We start from the raw sequence: 17,733 nt of genomic DNA, 5'->3' as shown, positions 1-17,733 counted from the left end.
GTTCTCCTTTAGTCGTTATCAACTCTACTGTATTTGTTAATAATGGAAAAAGCTGAGCAGGTAATCACTCAGCTATTTCATAATCACGTTTATTTTTCAGTTGTCGGAATGGTCACACCTGAATCTAGAATATCTTGAATATCAGATTTTAAAATATCAGCTTTTGGTCCGTAAACCGCTTGAACACCATTATCCTTCAAGAAGAGACCTAGGGCACCAACTTTTTTCCAAGCTTCTTCATCCGCAACCTGAGACGCATCTTGAACAGTAACACGAAGACGTGTCATACATGCATCAACGTCGACAATGTTGCCACGACCACCAAGAAGATTGATGATTTGCACACTTTGTGAATTTTTATTAACTGTAGCTGATTCTTCATCTTGTGAAGCCTCTTCGTTTTCATAGTTACCAAGACGACCTGCAGTTGCAAGTTTCATTTTACGAATCATGATATCGGAAATGAAATACATTACCACTGCAAAAAGAAGTGATACCCAAACAAAGTTAATCAAGTCACCACCCAAACCCGCTTTAATCGCCATTGGTGTACGTGTTAAAAGTTCAATGTTACCAAATGAGTGAACACGAAGGTTCACAAGGTCGGCAAATGCAAACGCGGCACCTTGAACAAAGGCATAAACAACGTAAAGTGGCATAGCAACGAACATGAACATGAATTCAAGTGGTTCAGTAACACCAGTCAAGAATACAGCTGCCGCTGCTGAGATAAACATCATTTTATATTGTTTTTTCTTATCGGCATCAACGTTTTTGTACATAGCAAGAGCCACACCCATAAGTGTACCAGTCGCACCAATCATTTGACCAACTTTAAAGCGAGCTGGAGTAAATGCTGTAAACAAATCACTATAAGCAACCGTATCACCAGCATCTTTAAAATTAATAAGATCTGTTACCCAAGCCAACCAGAGTGGGTCTTGTCCAAATACCTGAGTACCGTTAGCAGCACCGCTTAAAACATCATAGGTACCACCAAGAGCTGTGTAGTTCATTGGAATGGTCAACATGTGATGTAAGCCAAATGGTAAAAGAAGACGTTCCAAGGTACCATAAACAAACGGGGCAAAGAATGGTGCAGATTCCTTGGAAGTCGCAATCCACATACCAAAACCATTGATTCCTGATTGGATAACAGGCCAGATAAAGGCAAGAGCGATAGCTGTTAATACTGAGCGCCAAATAACAATAAATGGTACGAAACGTTTACCGTTAAAGAAAGAGAGCACATCAGGTAGCTTACGGTAGTTGTAGTATTTATTAAAAGCTGTCGCACCCACAAAACCTGAAATGATACCGACAAAGACACCCGTGTTAAGTGCTGGCGCTTCAAGAACACTGGTAAAATAGTTAGCTACTGCCATTTTAGTCCCAAGGAAGCTCGTCACAACTGCTTCTGAATCAGATAACATAGCACTAGAAATGCCATAAATCGCCCCAGTAATACGGTTAATCAAGACAAAGGCAAGACCAGCAGCAAATGCACCTCCAGCACGTTCTTTAGCCCAGCTTCCACCAATGGCTAAAGCAAAGAGCAAGTGAAGGTTACCGATAATTGCCCAACCAATCTGTGCAACAACATTACCAACTGTTGCTAAAACAGCATTACCTGGTGCAATAAGGGGAATTGAGTTCCCGATACTGACCATCAAGCCAGCAGCAGGCATAACAGCGATAACAACCATTAAACACTTACCGAACTTTTGCCAAAATTCAAAACCGAATTTTTCTTTTAAGTTTTTCATAAGTCCTCCTATGCTAACGTTTGCATTTCGATGCAAACGTTTGCGTTGTTTTGATAAGCTTATTATAGCACACTTTTTTATTTTGTAAAGCGTTTTCTAAAAATATTTCACAGAAGTTAAGCTCATCAACTCTTAATTCTTTCCTTACTTAAAACTGACAAAAAAAGCCTAATTAGAAGATTTAATTAGACTTTTGAAGAGTTGCGTTCTATGATTTCGTGTGCGACAATGAGGTGGTCTTTGCTTTCGTTTGGACTGACCAACTGCTTAGCTGCAAGTTCTCCTAATTGGTATGGAAAAATATCCACTGAGGTTAGAGAGGGACTAGCGAGCTCTGTCATCATTGAATTATTGAAACTTATCATAGCATAGTCACTCGGTGATTTGTCAATGCGGAATAAAAAGCGTTGTAAGCGAAGAGCCAACATATCATCAATGCTAACAAATCCTGTAACGGTTTCTTTGGCTAAATAGTGTGCCAACTGTTCTTGATTAGTGTCATCTTCTTGCCTTGGAAGATGGAGTAATTTAGGTGACAGCCCTGCTTCTTCCATCGCTAATCGATAGCCTTCAAAACGGTTTGCTTGTACTAGCTCTGCCATATCTGTATAGGTATAAACGAGGTCTTTATAGCCTTTTTCAATCAGAAAACGGGTCGCATCTTCTCCTGCTCTGCGATTGTCATTATCCACGAAGGTGATCCATGAAGGAACCTTGCTATAGGGTTGACCGACAACGACACAGGGGATTTTCTCTTTTTGAACCGCTTCAAAAACAGGGTCATCTTTTTTAGCGTATAGGAAAATGAGACGGCGGATGTTTCCACTACGGATGAGCGTTTCAACATTTTTAAGTAATTCTGCTTCACTACGCCCTGTTGCTAGACTAACCATGAAATTATAATCTGTACAGACACTACTAATACCTTGAATAATTTGCATGAAAAAAGGGTTGTTACCAAGCGATTCTTGATTTTCGCGCACTGGCAAGACAATTCCTACCATATTAGAATCACGTTTTACGAGATTTTGAGCTGAGTAGTTTGGAGAGTAGTTTAACTCCTCCATTGCTTTTCTAACTTTTGCCTTGGTAGCTTCACTAATCATGTTGTTATTATGGAGTACACGTGAGGCCGTAGAGGCAGAAACTCCTGCTAGCTTTGCGACGTCTTTGATAGTTGCCATATCATCATTTCTTTCTTTCATATTCATTCCTAATAGCCTTAGGATAGCATTTTCTAAAAAACTGTCAACTTAAAAACTTAAAGTACGGTGCTATCTTAAAAAGTATAGATAATAAAAGTCAAAAAAACATCTCACACTAAATGATTTTCAGCGGTGTTTTTTGTAAAATAGCTGTGCGATTTCCCATTTTCTATGTTAGACTAGAAAATAAGAACCAATGAAAGGCATCCAGATGATTAACGTTGAAGAGATTCTCTCACGCATGAATCCTAATCAAAAAGTCAACTACGATAAAGTCATGCAACAAATGGTCAAAAAATGGCAGGCAGAAAACACCCGACCAAGTGTCCTCATGCATGTTTGCTGCGCGCCATGTAGTACTTATACTTTAGAGTACATCACCCAATTTTGTGATGTGACGATTTATTTTGCCAATTCCAACATTCATCCCAAAATCGAATACGAACGCCGAAGCTATGTCACACAAAAATTTGTCAATGATTTTAATAGCAATGCTGGTCAACAGGTGCAATTTTTAGCTGCCCCTTATGAACCAAACGAATTTTTCCGAAAAGTTCACGGTCTTGAGGATGAACCAGAAGGCGGTGACCGTTGTAAGGTCTGCTACGATTACCGCTTAGACAAAACTGCAGCCAAGGCTGTCGAGCTAGGTTTTGACTACTTTGGCAGTGCGCTGACCATCAGTCCACATAAAAACTCCCAGACCATCAATGCCGTCGGTCTGGAAGTGCAAAAAATCTACGACACCCAGTATTTGCCAAGTGATTTCAAGAAAAACCAAGGCTACAAACGATCCGTGGAAATGTGTGCTGAATATGACATCTACCGCCAATGCTACTGCGGCTGTGTCTTGGGTGCCCAAGCCCAAGGCATTGACCTCATACAAGTCAAAAAAGATGGCAAAGCCTTCATGACAGGTAAAGACCTTGAACGTGACTACTCCCATATCCGATTTGTCGTGAGCGGGAAGGAAATTTGATAAGATATAAAACAAGATAATTCAAGTTACTTCAATGTCACACTATACACCTCTCTAATATTTTTGTCGGGAGGACGATTGCCCATTTCACCATCCATTAGAAAGCAAGACTATGACACCTGTTATTGTTTACCCCAAACGCTACCTAACCTTTCTCTACCTCATCGGCTCACTTAGTTTTATATTAGCAGCGACTACCATTTGGGTGATGAATCCCTCTGAAATACCTATATTACTGCGCTCGATCACACTACCATCAGGAGTGTTCTTTACAGTGTGCCGTTATCTTTTTCAAACGCCTTATTTTCCCAAGACCCTTATTAATTGTTAACGATGATGGCATTTTAGACCAATCAGCAGCCATTAGAGTTACCCAAACTATTCCTTGGAAAGATATCAAGGATATCCAGTTAACCTATTACTTTACCCAAACCTTTATCTCAGCCTATCTCTTCAATGAAGAAAAGTATCTGAACCGCATAAATAGCTGGGCAAAGAAAGCATACCTGACAAACCGTAAGTTAGGATTTCCATTAGTCAACATCATCCTAAACACTAGCAATCAAAAAACTGAAAACATTCTGGCTACCATTGAACAAAACTATGGCGAACGGTATTAAAAATTATGAAAGACAGGTCACTCGGCCTGCCTTTGTTTCTTATTTCGCCATCTCCAAGGCATAACTCACTGCCGACAAAGCATAGAGTGGCGCGGTTTCTGTTCGCATGATGCGAGGACCTAAACCAACTTTGATACCACCAGCTTGTTCAAAGGCTTCGATTTCTTTTGGTGAGATACCACCTTCTGGACCGAAGATAAAGAGAAGTTTGTCCCCTTCTTTCACCGCCTTTAATTCACGCGCCAAGGCTGATAATTCACCTGCTTTAGCCGTTTCTTCGTAGGCAATGAAAGTTTTGTCAAAAGCTGATAGCTGTGCTAAAAAATCTGCCTTTTTCTCAAACAAAGTGACGTTTGGGACACGATTGCGTTTACTCTGCTCTGCGGCGCCGAGGGCAATTTTCGCCAGCTTTTCTTCTTTCTTAGCTAATTTTTTGCCATCCCACTTGACCACAGACCAGTCGGCAGGATAAGCCCAGATAGCACTAACACCTAGTTCTGTTGCTTTTTGTGTGACCAAATCTAGCTTGTCTCCCTTTGGAAAGCCTGAGGCGATGGTCACTTGGACTGGCATTTCCACATTGTCAGCTAACTCTTTTACCAATTCAAATTGATGGGCGGCGCTGTCTGACACTTTCGCCAAGTGCTTCACGCCATCTTCAAAGACCAAAACCACCTCATCACCGTCAGTCAAACGCATGACGTGAAACATGTGCTTGATAGTATCCTTATCAGCGATGGTTACTAGCTTCTCTGCTTTGCCATTTACAAAATACTGCTGCATCTAGCCTCCAATCACGCCCGACATATCGTCGGTTTTCTTAAAGACCACACAGTTCCACTCGCCCTGAATCATATGCGTTTCGAGGAAAAAGCCTGCGCTGTAAGCCGCTTCGAGGACCATATCCAGTTTTTCGGCAATAATTCCAGACATGATGAGATAGCCCTCATCCTTGACCAAACGGTACGCATCATCGGTCAAATGAATCAGAATATCCGCCAAAATGTTGGCAACGATGACATCAGCTTCTTGCGTCACACCTTTCAGAAGATCTCCTGCTGCCACATGGATATTCTCCATCCCTGGGTTCATGTCAATATTCTCCTGAGCCACGCGCACCGCCACATCATCAAGGTCATAGGCGAAAATCTCCTTGGCGCCAAGAAGCGAGCTGGCAATGGAAAGAACGCCTGAACCCGTTCCCACATCAATCACCGTCTCCCCACCACGAAGCACCTGCGAAAGAGCAAAAAGGCTCATCTTGGTTGTTGGGTGAGTCCCCGTACCAAATGCCATTCCGGGATCTAGCTTAATAATTTTCTCTCCATCTGTCGCCTCATAGTCCGTCCAAGACGGCACAATGGTCAAGTCACGCGTGATACGAGCAGGCTCATAGTATTTCTTCCAATTCTCTGCCCAATCTTCCTCAGCCAAATCCTGACTGTCAATGCGGACAGCCCCTGTCGCCACACCGTAATCAGGCAACTCCGCAAGACTAGCCTCAATCTCAGCCTTGACCGCCTCCAAATCCATAGTATCAGGATAGTAAGCCGTCACCGCAATCATCTCAGATTGCTCCACCTCAGGATACAGCTCGCCAAAACGATCCTCTTGACCAATATAATCCGCCGAGTCACTAATCGCAACCCCCTGACTCCCTGTCTCAATCAATAAATTTGAAACAGCTTCCTCTGCCTCACGATGGACAGTAATGGTTAATTCTTTCCAGTTGTTCATCATTAAAATACCAAGCCCGTAAAACACAACGTCAAAATAGGAAAGACTCCGACGATGCTTGCATCTAGGAGAACTTTATCTTTTTGACACAGTGTTTAGGGCGGGTTCAGTTAGATAAACTAACTAAACCATTTCCTTTCTGTTCGTTTTATTTAAAACAAGTTACTACATTCTATGTTTTCCAAAGCGTTTTTGAAATGCGGCACTAATAAATTCAATTCATCAAAACCTAACCAGGTGCAGCTATCATGTTCTTCAGATAACGTTAAAGATGATAAGTCTTCTACTTCTACCAAGTATATAAGTCCCGCTACTTGAAAGTCACCTGTCTTCTTCATATAATTCCATGTGGTCAAAATTTTTTTAGGAGCAACAACTAAATTGGTTTCTTCTTTCATCTCACGAATTAGCGTTTCTTCAATTGTTTCACCAAATTCCATTCGACCACCTGGTATTTCCAATAATGGAGAGGCTTGTTTTGTTTTATGTACTGCCAAAAACTTTCCTTCATCATTTAGTACTAGCGCTTTTATTCCAAAAAATAATTGAGTCATTTTTCTCTCCTTACTTAGCTCCCCCTTACCTAAACACCTCAACCCAATTGCGATTTTGATACAGCACTCGCAATACAGCGATTGCTTTGTCATTGACGATGTAAAAGACGAGATAGTTCCCAGCAAGTGTCATCCGTAGCGTATGGTCCTTAGAAAATTGTCTCCCTATTCGTTCTGTCACATCAATACCAAGGTCTGGCACTTCTAAAAACTGCTCCATTGCTAAACGAATGTTGGTCATGGTGGTTTCGGCAGCCTGAGGTGCTAAAAAACGCTTCAAAATATAGTGGTAAATCTCATCTAAATCAGCCTCTGCTTCGGGCATAATCCGCAACTCACGAACCATATTTTGAAAATACCTCATCAACAGACTTCCCTTTGCCATCAAGATAGCTGGTATAGCCCTTTTGAATTTCAGAGAACAGTTCATCTACAATGCGATCTTTTTTAGACTTTTCATTGTCTAATAGCATAGCAGGGACACGCTCTTGCTCAACGACAATCTGTAACAGATTATTAAACAAGGTCGTCATATCTAAGTTTTCATAACCAACAATTTCTTTTGCACGTTGCAATAAATCTGCATCCGTCCGAAAACTAAACTGAGAATTCTTTTGAATCGTAGCCATTCTTTGTCCTTTGTATATTTTGTATATACATTTTAACACATTTGCTACTATTCAGCAATTTAAAGCCCTATGAGACTCACCTTCATAGAACTACGAATTCTTTATTTTTTGCCTCTAATACTCATCCAAAATCAAAACTAGCATTTTAGAACCTCTAATACTTTTGATGGACTACCGAACGAAGTGAAGCTAAAATGTTTCTTTCGCTATAGTGGTATTCATATCGAGAGTTTACTCTCGATATGAACGGATTTTTGGGAGAACTACAAAAATTGAAAGTCAATTTCGTAGTAGTTCCCCCGCAAGGATTATTAGGTTGGACGCTGTCGAGGAGTCGACAAGTACAGCCAATCATCTACTGCGAAAAACAGGCTCAAAAAGTAGCAATGAAACTCCGTAGGAGGTTGCTTGCGTCCGTACCTTTTTAGAAAGAAGCAAAAAAAGTAATTTTTGATTTTTGTTAAGTATAAGGACATCATAAAATCAAATGTCAACAACCAAAATAAAAGCATAAAATCAGCTATTTTATTACTAATACTGATTCTATGCTTTTTATGTTCTATTTAGGTTATCAAACAATGTTTCAGAGAAAAACGATCGTCTTTAATTTCTCTGTTCTAAATAATCCTTCAATCGTGCTTTGAGACTATCATAAACTTGATCATCGTTTAAAAATCCTTCAATCGGCATCATCTTCCAGCCCTGTCCCTCATCTCCAAAGACAATTTGATTAATGTCTGCTTGGCTAATCATTCCGACCATAAAGACAGAGTCTTTTGTTGGATCAATCATACCTGGATATTGTTTAACCCAGCGAATGCTTTCTTTAGAAATCGTAATCCCTAACTCTTCATACGTCTCACGTTGGATACATTCAAAGGGCGTTTCATTATCCTCACGACCGCCTCCAGCTAGATCCCAAGTATTTGGATAGGGGATGGTTGGAATATCATCACGCAAAATACTGAGAATATTGTCCCCATTTAGTAGGGCAATTTTCGCTCCCGAAAAGGGAAATCTTTCATCTAATAGATCCATGTTTTCCTTCCATTATTCTTGACAATAGCTGAGCGGTACTGCTAAATACGGTCATAATAGTATTTTTGAGCTTCTTAAGCTTTCCCGCTTCTGCCCATGTTCCAGAAATCAGTCACAGCACCTTTAGCTGCTGATGACACGGTATGAGCATACTTACCGAGAACCCCACGGCTATAAAGTGGTGGGATAACAGTCGTTTTCTTACGCTCTGCTATTTCGTCATCAGAAACATGCATGGTGATTTCTTTGGTATCTTGGTCAACGGTAACAAGGTCTCCTGTACGCAAATAGGCAATCGGACCGCCATCCTGCGCCTCTGGGGCAATGTGTCCGACAACGAGACCGTAAGTACCACCTGAGAAACGACCATCCGTCAGAAGGGCAACCTTATCGCCTTGACCTTTACCAACAATCATAGATGATAGTGACAGCATTTCAGGCATACCTGGGCCACCTTTTGGACCAACGTAACGCACAACTACCACATCACCGTCAACAATCTCATCGGTAAGAACCGCTTCAATAGCAGCTTCCTCCGAGTCAAAGACCTTAGCTGGACCCGTGTGGTTACGAACCTTAACCCCTGATACCTTAGCCACAGCTCCATCTGGTGCCAAGTTTCCTTTAAGGATGATCAATGGGCCATCGGCACGTTTTGGATTCTCAAGTGGCATGATAACTTTTTGACCAGGTGTCAAGTCATCAAAGGCTTCCAAGTTCTCTGCGACTGTTTTACCAGTACATGTGATGCGGTCGCCATGCAAGAAACCATGTTTCAACAAGTATTTCATGACGGCTGGCACGCCTCCAACCTCATAGAGGTCTTGGAAAACGTATTGACCAGATGGTTTCAAATCGGCCAAATGAGGCACTTTTGCTTGAAACGCATCAAAGTCTTCTAAGGTCAAATCAACATTAGCCGCGTGAGCGATTGCCAACAGGTGAAGGGTAGCATTGGTTGACCCACCGAGCGCCATAGTTACTGTAATGGCATCTTCAAAGGCTTCGCGCGTCAAAATATCAGACGGCTTCAGACCTAACTCAAGCATACGGACAACGGCACGACCTGCTTCTTCAATGTCAGCTTTTTTCTCTGCTGATTCCGCTGGGTGAGATGATGACCCTGGCAAGCTCATTCCCATGACTTCGATAGCTGTTGCCATGGTATTTGCCGTGTACATACCGCCACAACCACCAGGCCCAGGGCAGGCATTACATTCCAAAGCCTTCACTTCTTCGGCAGTCATGTCGCCGTGGTTCCATTTCCCGATACCTTCAAAAACAGATACAAGGTCGATGTCCTTGCCATTCAGATTACCTGGAGCAATGGTACCACCGTAGGCAAAAATAGCAGGAATATCCATATTAGCAATAGCAATCATAGAACCAGGCATATTTTTATCACAGCCACCGATAGCGACAAAGGCATCCACATTGTGCCCACCCATCGCAGCCTCAATAGAATCCGCAATAATATCACGAGACGTCAATGAAAAACGCATCCCAGGGGTTCCCATAGCAATCCCATCGGCTACAGTAATGGTTCCGAACTGAACAGGCCATGCCCCAGCATCCTTGACCCCTTCCTTAGCTAATTTCCCAAAGTCATGCAAGTGAATATTACACGGCGTATTCTCAGCCCAAGTCGAGATAACCCCAACAATCGGCTGCTTAAAATTCTCATCCGTCATCCCTGTCGCACGCAACATGGCACGGTTTGGCGACTTGACCATACTATCGTAAATCGCAGAGCGATGACGCGGGTTAGTTAGATTATTTTCAGTCATATCACTATCCTCTTACCTTGATTTTTATCTATTTTACCATAATTCTAAAAATTTGGTTGAATTTTCTGTCAATTTATTGTTTAGGTCTTAAATGGATGGAGAAAAACTTCGTGATAAGTTGTCCCATGATTCAGATTCTGCCGAATTTATCATATAAAGTTGGCAGGTTAAAAGAGTAATAACCCGAATATTAATAAAACTAGTCATTTTTTAGCTAATCCAAATAGCATTCCCAATAAAAACACATCCCTCCGCTTCACTTTTTCTCTTATTTCATCCCTACCATCCAAAGGCATCTGTTGGTGCTTGAAGATATTGGAGCCATTTCTTATCCTGCAAACGACAAAGTGTAATAGACAAACCAGCCATATCAAGACTGGTAACTAAGCGTCCTGTTTTGGTAAAGACGATTTCTAATTCATCCAGTGCCAAAAACTCTAATACATCATTTGTAAAGATTAATTCTTCCATTTTAGAAGTTGCACCAAGATTATTGATCACCAAAATAAATGACTCCCTATCTTGCCACTTTAACTTCATTTTGAGCTTATTAATCAATTCATTAGCTAATATTTCCGAAGATTGAAATGGAACTGTGCGATAACCAGGTTCGCCATGAATGCCAATCCCAAATGAAATGTTTCCTGGTTCTAATTGAAACATTGGATGGTTGTCACCCAAAATTGTGGCAGGTTTAGTCGCAAATCCTAGTGTTGCCATTGCCGTCGCCACTTCCAATCCAAGTCTTTCCAATTCTTCTAAACTTGCCCCTTCATAAGCAGCCTGTCCAATGATTTTATGAAGTAAAACAGTCCCCGCTACGCCCCGATGTCGTAATTTAAAATTAGAGGTCTCTACTGAAATATCATCATGTGATACGACATACTTCACCGGGATACCTTCCGAGCGCGCTTGATAAATCGCTTGGGAAAATTCGCGCAAATCAGCTTCAAAATTTTTGATGATGACAAACACACCTTTTCCACGATTCAAAAAACGAATGACCTTTAAAATATCATTAGCGCACGGTGGCACAAAAATCGGTCCACTGATGGCAGCCGTCAACATACCTTTTCCTACATAACCAAAGTGGGCTGGTTCATGTCCACTACCACCACCTGATAGTATCGGAATCTGATTTTCCGACACTTCACGATAGTAGACTGCTGCTAAATCCTCAATTTGCTCTAAATGAGCATTAACCTGAGTAATCGCTTCAATACTTTCTAATACAAAATCCATTCCCTTGTTACATACTTGTACCATAAACTTTATTCCTAATAATTTTTCAATGATGCCGTAATCAGTTGCACAATAGCTTGGCTCTCTAATCGACCTAAGGATAGCGGACTCGTTAAAAAACGTTTAATCACATTAGCCAATGCCAAGCTATGATAGATCAGAAATAATTCCCGCTCTGCTTGGCTATCAAAATCTCTAAACTGATAATCTTCCACTAATTTATCAATCAACTGTCGGCAGTACCCTTCAAAATATGATGAAAAATCATTCTGATCTGCAATTTCAAATAATTTTCCATAAAATTCTCTATTTCTATGGCAGAAGTCCAACAGCTCTGTCAACAATTGCATCCCTGAAATATAATCTAAATTGTCTGTGACTTGTTCACGTAATTCTGTCTGAAAAATCCATTCCATCAATTCGTATTTATCCACAAAATGACTATAGAAAGTTTGACGCCGAATGCCTGCTTCTTCCATTATAACACTGACAGAAATTTTATCAAAAGGCTGTATCACAAATAATTTTTTAAAAGCTTTCGCAATTCGCTTTTTTGTAATCAATGAGGAGACCATCTTTTCCTCCCGTGAAATACTAAGTGTCTTCTATAAGCTAGTCTACCACGTTTCCATACAATTAGAAAGTATTGTAAGGCGGACAGTTTCGCCATTTTGTCCCTTCCGGAAAAGGCTTTCAAACTTTATAATGAAATAGAAAAAACGAAAAGGAGTTACACTCATGAAAAAAATTATCAACAAACCAACAGACGTTCTTCCTGAAATGCTTGACGGACTTGCCTTTGTCCACAGTGACTTAGTCCATCGTGTAGAAGGTTTCGACATTATTGCACGCAATGCTGAAAAAACAGGGAAAGTCGGTGTTATCTCTGGTGGAGGAAGCGGTCACGAACCTTCCCATGCTGGTTTTGTCGGTGACGGCATGCTTTCTGCCGCTGTCTGCGGTGCTGTCTTTACCTCACCAACTCCTGACCAAGTGTTGGAAGCTATCAAGGAAGCTGACGAAGGCGCTGGGGTCTTCATGGTCATCAAAAATTATTCGGGTGATGTCATGAACTTTGAGATGGCGCAAGATTTGGCAGAGATGGAAGGTATTCAAGTAGCCAGTGTTATCGTAGATGATGACATCGCTGTAGAAGACAGTCTCTACACTCAAGGAAAACGTGGGGTAGCAGGTACTATTTTTGTTCACAAGATTCTTGGAGAAATGGCACGTGCTGGTAAATCACTTGAAGAAATCAAAGCCGTTGCGGATGAATTGGTACCAAACATTCATACCGTAGGGCTTGCCCTTAGCGGTGCTACAGTCCCTGAAGTTGGCAAACCTGGCTTCGTTCTCGAAGAAGATGAAATCGAATTTGGTATCGGTATTCACGGCGAACCAGGTTATCGCAAAGAAAAAATGCAACCTTCTAAAGCGTTAGCTAAAGAGTTAGTTGAGAAATTAACTGATTCCTTCGATGCCAAATCAGGAGACAAATTCGGTATCCTCATCAATGGTATGGGGGCTACACCACTTATGGAACAATATGTCTTTGCCAACGATGTAGCGGAGCTCTTAGATCAAAAAGGCTTAGCCATCACTTACAAAAAATTAGGAAACTACATGACTTCTATTGACATGGCCGGTTTGTCATTGACCTTAATTAAACTGGAAAACGAGGACTGGCGTGCTGCCCTTGAAAGCCCAGTTACAACTATCGCTTGGGGATAAGGAGAAGAAAATGGATGTAACAACTGCACAAGCTTGGATGACTGCCTTTCATGCAAAAATCCAAGAACACAAAGATTATTTATCCGAACTCGATACGCCAATCGGTGACGGCGATCACGGGGGCAATATGGCGCGTGGCATGTCCGCCGTCATGGAAAATTTGGAAGCCAATGAATTTGCTAGCGCAGCAGATGTCCTTAAAATGGTCTCCATGCAACTTTTGAGCAAAGTCGGTGGTGCCTCTGGTCCTCTCTACGGCTCAGCTTTTATGGGTATGACAAAGGCAGAGCAGGCTGGCGCCGATTTAGCAGACACCGTTGCTGCTGGCCTTGACATGATTCAAAAGCGAGGGAAAGCGGAACGCAATGAAAAAACAATGGTGGACGTCTGGTCGGGTGTTGTGATTGCCTTGAAGGAAGGAACCCTATCTGAAGAAATCATTGATGAGTTAGTTGAGGCCACAAAAGAGATGAAAGCTACAAAAGGGCGAGCTTCTTATGTCGGCGAACGCTCAATTGGACATATTGACCCAGGTTCCTTCTCATCTGGCTTGCTCTTCAAATCTTTACTTGAAGTCGGAGGTGTCTAAATGTCAGATATTGGAATTGTGGTCGTTTCTCATTCAAAACATATTGCCCAAGGCGTAATAGACTTGATTTCAGAGGTAGCAAGAGACATTTCTATCACCTACGTCGGTGGGACTGAAGACGGCGGTATCGGAACTTCATTTGACCAAGTACAGGCGGTAGTGGAACAGAATGACAAAGATACTTTGCTCGCATTCTTCGATCTCGGATCAGCCAAAATGAATTTAGAATTAGTCGCTGATTTCTCAGAGAAAACTATCATCATCAACTCCGTACCGATTGTAGAAGGAACTTATACCGCTGCTGCACTCTTGCAGGCTGGCGCTGATCTAGATAGTATTCAAACACAATTATCGGATTTAACAATCAATAAATAAAGGAGACTACTCATGACTCAATTTTTAGGTGAATTTATCGGAACCTTCATTTTGGTTCTCCTTGGAAATGGTGTCGTTGCCGGAAATATCCTCAGCAAAACCAAAGAGGAAGGAACAGGCTGGACTGCCATCGTCTTTGGATGGGGTATTGCCTGTTCAGTAGCGGTCTATATTTCAGGGCTTTTTAGTCCTGCTCATCTGAACCCTGCTGTCACACTAGCCATGGCTTCCATCGGGGCTCTCTCTTGGAACTTAGTTGTCCCATTTATTCTTGCTCAGATGCTGGGAGCCATGCTGGCTGCTGTTGTTCTATGGTTACATTATTTCCCACATTGGAAAGAAACCAAGGATCAAGGATTGATTCTTGCGAGCTTCTCAACAGGACCGGCTATCCGCCATACAGCTTCAAACTTCCTTGGTGAAACACTTGGAACAGCTATCCTTGTGATGACCATCCTTGCCATTGGTCCAAATAAAGTTGCTGCTGGCTTAGGTCCAATTATTGTCGGATTAGTCATCTTTGCTGTCGGCTTCTCACTTGGCTCAACAACAGGCTATGCCATCAACCCAGCGCGTGACCTTGGTCCACGTATCATGCACGCCCTCCTTCCAATCGAAAATAAAGGAGATTCTGACTGGTCTTATGCCTGGATTCCAGTAGCTGGACCAATCGTCGGTGGCATCATCGGAGCCATTTGCTACAATATCGCCTTAGGATTACTATAAGATACGACATTATGATAAAAGAGCTGTCGCATGACAGCTCTTTTGGTATGTTTAAGAAATCAATGATTTTTCAATCCCCCTCATCGGCACCCGCCCCCAGGTCTGCTCTGCGATTCTGCTGTCTCCCAACTGGTAGATAGCGTCTACTTGTTGCGTAAGGGCGTCCCATGGTTCTGCGCCGATCCGAGCGACGATTTCCACAGACTTTTTCACCGTTTTGAGGTGCTCGCGCCCTTTGTCGGTAAATCCGAGGACATGGACGGCTTCTGGCAACGGTTTTTCCACAGCATTGACCAAGATATAGGTCAATAATCGTCGCACGCGCGCCTTGGTATAGCGCTTGGTAGCGACTTTTTCCACAAGGTCTTCTACCGTCGCTACGCTCCGAATGGCAGAGCGGATACGACTGGCCAGTTCTGCATTGACTTGGAAAACCTGGGTTAAATCTGGATTCGTCAAAATCTGATATTTCAACAATTGGAAATAGTTCTCCCAAGACACCTGTGGAGAACTGAGTATCAAGTCGCTACTTGGAACTGACTTTTCCACAAAGGATTGGTCTGAAAGGTGTTTTCGGATGGCTGTCGCAGAGGCAATGTCGACCTTTTCTTCCGAATGAAAGCCTGCTCCGATACGCTGAATAGGCTGTAATCGTATATTCTTTCCAGCGCAAGCTTTGGCGTAAGCTAAACCAAGAATATGATTTGGGGTATCTCCTGAAAAGTCAATCCCAGCAAAGGTTTCCCACATTTTTTGCGTTTTCTGTGGATAAGTCATGGAATTTGGTAGCGTTTGGAGAAAAGCCTCCATCTGCTCCGCCTTTTCCCCATAAATAGCCGAAAACCGCTGGTAATCAAGGTCTTCCTCCGTGCCAAATGCCAGCGTGTCGATGCCGAGGCGATGCAAGAGGTCAACTGCGCCCTGGGCGAAATGGTCGGCGGACTGGACGGAGACGAGGAAGGGGAGCTCCACCACTAGGTCAGCCCCATGCGCCAGAGCCATCTGCGCCCGTGTCCACTTGTCAATGAGCGCAGGCTCGCCACGTTGCATGAAATTCCCACTCATGGCAACAATCTTGACACCCTTAGCCTGCTCCAGCAGGTATTTGTGCCCATTATGGAAAGGGTTAAATTCGGCGATGATGCCTGTTGTGGTCATAGGTGGCTCCTTTCAAATGGTATATCAATATTCTCCTATCTCTCCAGTAGAAGTTCACCACTTAATCTTTAAAGATGGAACTCCTTCTGGTAGTAACGTTTCTAATAAAATCGCTGTATTACTTTCAATATTTCGATTAGTTCCAATTTTTATACCAACTAATTTTTGTTTCTTATATTTTAAACTATAGAAGTCTAATTTTTTAATATCTGTTTCCACAGGGTAAATTAAAAATTTTTCAATCCCCTGATCCGTATGCTTATAATTATCTATGAAACGAAATTTATTATAATAATCACTTTCATTTTTTCTAGTAACATCTTCTATTTTTACATTACTTGAATAACCTCTTTGGATAGAAACTCTGAGTATCACTCCTAGAAAAGTCAATATTTGTAAAATTCGTAAAAAACAATCTATACACTGTGTCCAATCCATGTTCCCTCCTACTTCTGACACACAAAGAACCATCTCTTGCTTGTCTCTGTTGGTTCTTTATCTTCAAAGTCGGCATAGACTTTGAAGGATTTGAAGCCTGCTTGTTCCAAGAGGATGTCGTAGGTCAATATATCGTAGGTCCGTTCTTCATGAATCTCATCGTAGCGGGTGAAGCGACCATCTTCGTCCTGAAGGAAGAAGGTCAACTCATGCACAACAGAGTGGGGCGCTTCGTCCTCGTAAGTGTCCCAAACCATGGCAAAGTCATCCGCATTTTCATGGTAGGAGTAACCTGGAAAGACCTCGTCCGTCTGATGGGTCGAGTGCACATCAAAGATAAAAGTACCACCCTCATTGAGATGCGCGTAAACCTCCTTAAAGGTATCGCCAACTTCCACTTCATCCTGTAAATAGCAGAGCGAGTCAGAGTAGCAAGTGACAAAATCAAACGTTCCTAGCTCAGACAAGTCCATCATGTTCCCCTGCTGAAAAGCGATGTGCTTCTTAGCAGATGCCGCTCGTTTTTCTGCAATATTCAGCATCTCTTGGCTGAGGTCAAATCCTGTCACCTCAAAGCCTGCCTGCGCAAAACGAACTGACTGAATCCCAGTCCCGCAAGCCAATTCTAAGAGTTTTTTCTTGTCTTTGGCTTTTGGCAAATGGCGGAGCGAAAAGTCTGTCCACAAATCATAAAGTGAGTCGTCCATGATGGCATCGTAAACCGATGCGAATTTTTCGTAATTTTTTTCCATAATCTTTTTTCTTTTTGATTGTTGCACTTAAGTAGTACGGACGTAAGCGAACCTCCGGTTCCATTACTAAACTTCAAGCCAAAGTCTTGAAGTTTCCGACGACCTAAAACCATAAGGTCTCTTACTACGGCGGACAATATCCTAACAGGCGACCTTCGGTCGCTAATACTTTCTATAATAGTTGTTCATAAGAGAGTGGGATAGAAGTCATGATTTCGAAGTCTTGACTTCCCTTCGCTAGTTTATTTCTAAGCTCAGGCTGAAACTGTCCACCGGACAGTTTCACTTCCACATCCTCACAGCTCCAAAGGTCTGGGAGACCTTTGGAGGTTGGAAATAAAATGAACGAAGTTCATTACATTCGTATAGGATGACCGCTAACGGTTACGCAGCAAGGGATTAGGACC

At 42.2% G+C, this 17,733-nt stretch carries 19 protein-coding genes and 1 pseudogene; 6 read left to right on the top strand and 14 right to left on the bottom strand.

The features are described from left to right. Positions 1 to 104: 104 nt before the first annotated feature. Positions 105 to 1,766 (bottom strand): annotated as a pseudogene (locus GZ996_RS00930) (PTS transporter subunit IIBC); the annotation flags it as partial. Between the two features lie 185 nt (positions 1,767 to 1,951). Beyond that, the gene (locus GZ996_RS00925) at positions 1,952 to 2,950 is read right to left on the bottom strand and encodes a LacI family DNA-binding transcriptional regulator (RefSeq protein WP_162011159.1); all 999 of its coding nucleotides are present in this window, start codon (positions 2,948 to 2,950) and stop codon (positions 1,952 to 1,954) included. 232 nt (positions 2,951 to 3,182) lie between these two features. Here GZ996_RS00925 and GZ996_RS00920 point away from each other — a divergent pair, with 232 nt between their 5' ends. Both GZ996_RS00920 and GZ996_RS12165 read left to right on the top strand, forming a co-directional pair. Next, positions 3,183 to 3,950, top strand: a complete 768-nt coding sequence (locus GZ996_RS00920; protein WP_162011158.1) for an epoxyqueuosine reductase QueH — start codon at positions 3,183 to 3,185, stop codon at positions 3,948 to 3,950. 212 nt (positions 3,951 to 4,162) lie between these two features. After that, on the top strand, positions 4,163 to 4,570 hold the full coding sequence (locus tag GZ996_RS12165; RefSeq protein ID WP_380434554.1) for an STM3941 family protein: 408 nt from the start codon (positions 4,163 to 4,165) through the stop codon (positions 4,568 to 4,570). A 39-nt stretch (positions 4,571 to 4,609) separates the two neighbouring features. On the opposite strand, the gene GZ996_RS00915 is transcribed toward GZ996_RS12165, so the two are convergent. From GZ996_RS00915 to dhaS, 9 genes are all read right to left on the bottom strand, one after another. Beyond that, positions 4,610 to 5,353, bottom strand: coding sequence for a 16S rRNA (uracil(1498)-N(3))-methyltransferase (locus GZ996_RS00915; RefSeq protein ID WP_156805909.1), 744 nt, complete (start codon positions 5,351 to 5,353; stop codon positions 4,610 to 4,612). After that, on the bottom strand, positions 5,354 to 6,307 hold the full coding sequence (prmA, locus tag GZ996_RS00910) for a 50S ribosomal protein L11 methyltransferase (RefSeq protein WP_162011157.1): 954 nt from the start codon (positions 6,305 to 6,307) through the stop codon (positions 5,354 to 5,356). A gap of 152 nt (positions 6,308 to 6,459) precedes the next feature. Then, positions 6,460 to 6,861 carry an NUDIX domain-containing protein gene (locus GZ996_RS00905; RefSeq protein WP_162011119.1) on the bottom strand — a complete coding sequence of 134 codons (402 nt, stop codon included), beginning with the start codon at positions 6,859 to 6,861 and terminating at the stop codon, positions 6,460 to 6,462. Positions 6,862 to 6,886: 25 nt separating this feature from the next. Beyond that, complete coding sequence (locus GZ996_RS00900; RefSeq protein ID WP_238386372.1) at positions 6,887 to 7,225, bottom strand: type II toxin-antitoxin system RelE/ParE family toxin; 339 nt, start codon at positions 7,223 to 7,225, stop codon at positions 6,887 to 6,889. Next, positions 7,197 to 7,490 (bottom strand): type II toxin-antitoxin system RelB/ParD family antitoxin, encoded by a 294-nt coding sequence (relB, locus tag GZ996_RS00895; protein WP_162011118.1) that lies wholly within the window; start codon positions 7,488 to 7,490, stop codon positions 7,197 to 7,199. Before relB ends, GZ996_RS00900 begins: the two co-directional genes overlap by 29 nt. A 603-nt stretch (positions 7,491 to 8,093) precedes the next feature. Further along, the gene (locus GZ996_RS00890) at positions 8,094 to 8,528 is read right to left on the bottom strand and encodes an NUDIX hydrolase (protein WP_162011117.1); all 435 of its coding nucleotides are present in this window, start codon (positions 8,526 to 8,528) and stop codon (positions 8,094 to 8,096) included. A gap of 74 nt (positions 8,529 to 8,602) precedes the next feature. Then, on the bottom strand, positions 8,603 to 10,315 hold the full coding sequence (gene ilvD, locus GZ996_RS00885) for a dihydroxy-acid dehydratase (protein ID WP_162011116.1): 1,713 nt from the start codon (positions 10,313 to 10,315) through the stop codon (positions 8,603 to 8,605). 279 nt (positions 10,316 to 10,594) lie between these two features. Beyond that, positions 10,595 to 11,581, bottom strand: coding sequence for a DhaKLM operon coactivator DhaQ (gene dhaQ, locus GZ996_RS00880; protein WP_161979242.1), 987 nt, complete (start codon positions 11,579 to 11,581; stop codon positions 10,595 to 10,597). An 11-nt stretch (positions 11,582 to 11,592) separates the two neighbouring features. Further along, positions 11,593 to 12,132, bottom strand: a complete 540-nt coding sequence (dhaS, locus tag GZ996_RS00875; RefSeq protein ID WP_162011115.1) for a dihydroxyacetone kinase transcriptional activator DhaS — start codon at positions 12,130 to 12,132, stop codon at positions 11,593 to 11,595. Positions 12,133 to 12,295: 163 nt separating this feature from the next. Here dhaS and dhaK point away from each other — a divergent pair, with 163 nt between their 5' ends. The 4 genes from dhaK to GZ996_RS00855 are packed head-to-tail and all read left to right on the top strand — an operon-like array spanning position 12,296 to position 14,978. Then, positions 12,296 to 13,288 carry a dihydroxyacetone kinase subunit DhaK gene (gene dhaK, locus GZ996_RS00870; RefSeq protein ID WP_156805902.1) on the top strand — a complete coding sequence of 331 codons (993 nt, stop codon included), beginning with the start codon at positions 12,296 to 12,298 and terminating at the stop codon, positions 13,286 to 13,288. Positions 13,289 to 13,298: 10 nt separating this feature from the next. Next, a complete protein-coding gene (dhaL, locus tag GZ996_RS00865; protein WP_156805901.1) occupies positions 13,299 to 13,877 on the top strand; it encodes a dihydroxyacetone kinase subunit DhaL in 579 nt (192 codons plus the stop codon). Beyond that, positions 13,878 to 14,252 carry a dihydroxyacetone kinase phosphoryl donor subunit DhaM gene (dhaM, locus tag GZ996_RS00860; RefSeq protein WP_156805900.1) on the top strand — a complete coding sequence of 125 codons (375 nt, stop codon included), beginning with the start codon at positions 13,878 to 13,880 and terminating at the stop codon, positions 14,250 to 14,252. Between the two features lie 12 nt (positions 14,253 to 14,264). Beyond that, positions 14,265 to 14,978: an MIP/aquaporin family protein gene (locus GZ996_RS00855; protein ID WP_162011114.1), complete on the top strand. Its 714-nt coding sequence runs from the start codon at positions 14,265 to 14,267 to the stop codon at positions 14,976 to 14,978. Between the two features lie 51 nt (positions 14,979 to 15,029). On the opposite strand, the gene GZ996_RS00850 is transcribed toward GZ996_RS00855, so the two are convergent. From GZ996_RS00850 to GZ996_RS00840, 3 genes are read right to left on the bottom strand one after another with little or no spacing between them, the layout of a single operon-like run. Then, on the bottom strand, positions 15,030 to 16,136 hold the full coding sequence (locus GZ996_RS00850; protein WP_162011113.1) for a nucleotidyltransferase: 1,107 nt from the start codon (positions 16,134 to 16,136) through the stop codon (positions 15,030 to 15,032). A 54-nt stretch (positions 16,137 to 16,190) separates the two neighbouring features. Beyond that, on the bottom strand, positions 16,191 to 16,574 hold the full coding sequence (locus GZ996_RS00845) for a hypothetical protein (protein WP_162011112.1): 384 nt from the start codon (positions 16,572 to 16,574) through the stop codon (positions 16,191 to 16,193). An 8-nt stretch (positions 16,575 to 16,582) separates the two neighbouring features. After that, a complete protein-coding gene (locus GZ996_RS00840) occupies positions 16,583 to 17,326 on the bottom strand; it encodes a class I SAM-dependent DNA methyltransferase (protein WP_162011111.1) in 744 nt (247 codons plus the stop codon). Positions 17,327 to 17,733: the final 407 nt, after the last annotated feature.

It is taken from the genome of Streptococcus sp. S784/96/1, assembly GCF_902729355.1.
Taxonomy (GTDB): domain Bacteria; phylum Bacillota; class Bacilli; order Lactobacillales; family Streptococcaceae; genus Streptococcus; species Streptococcus caledonicus.
The sequence above is the reverse complement of the archived record's forward strand: the minus strand, read 5'-3'. Positions and strand labels throughout refer to the sequence as shown.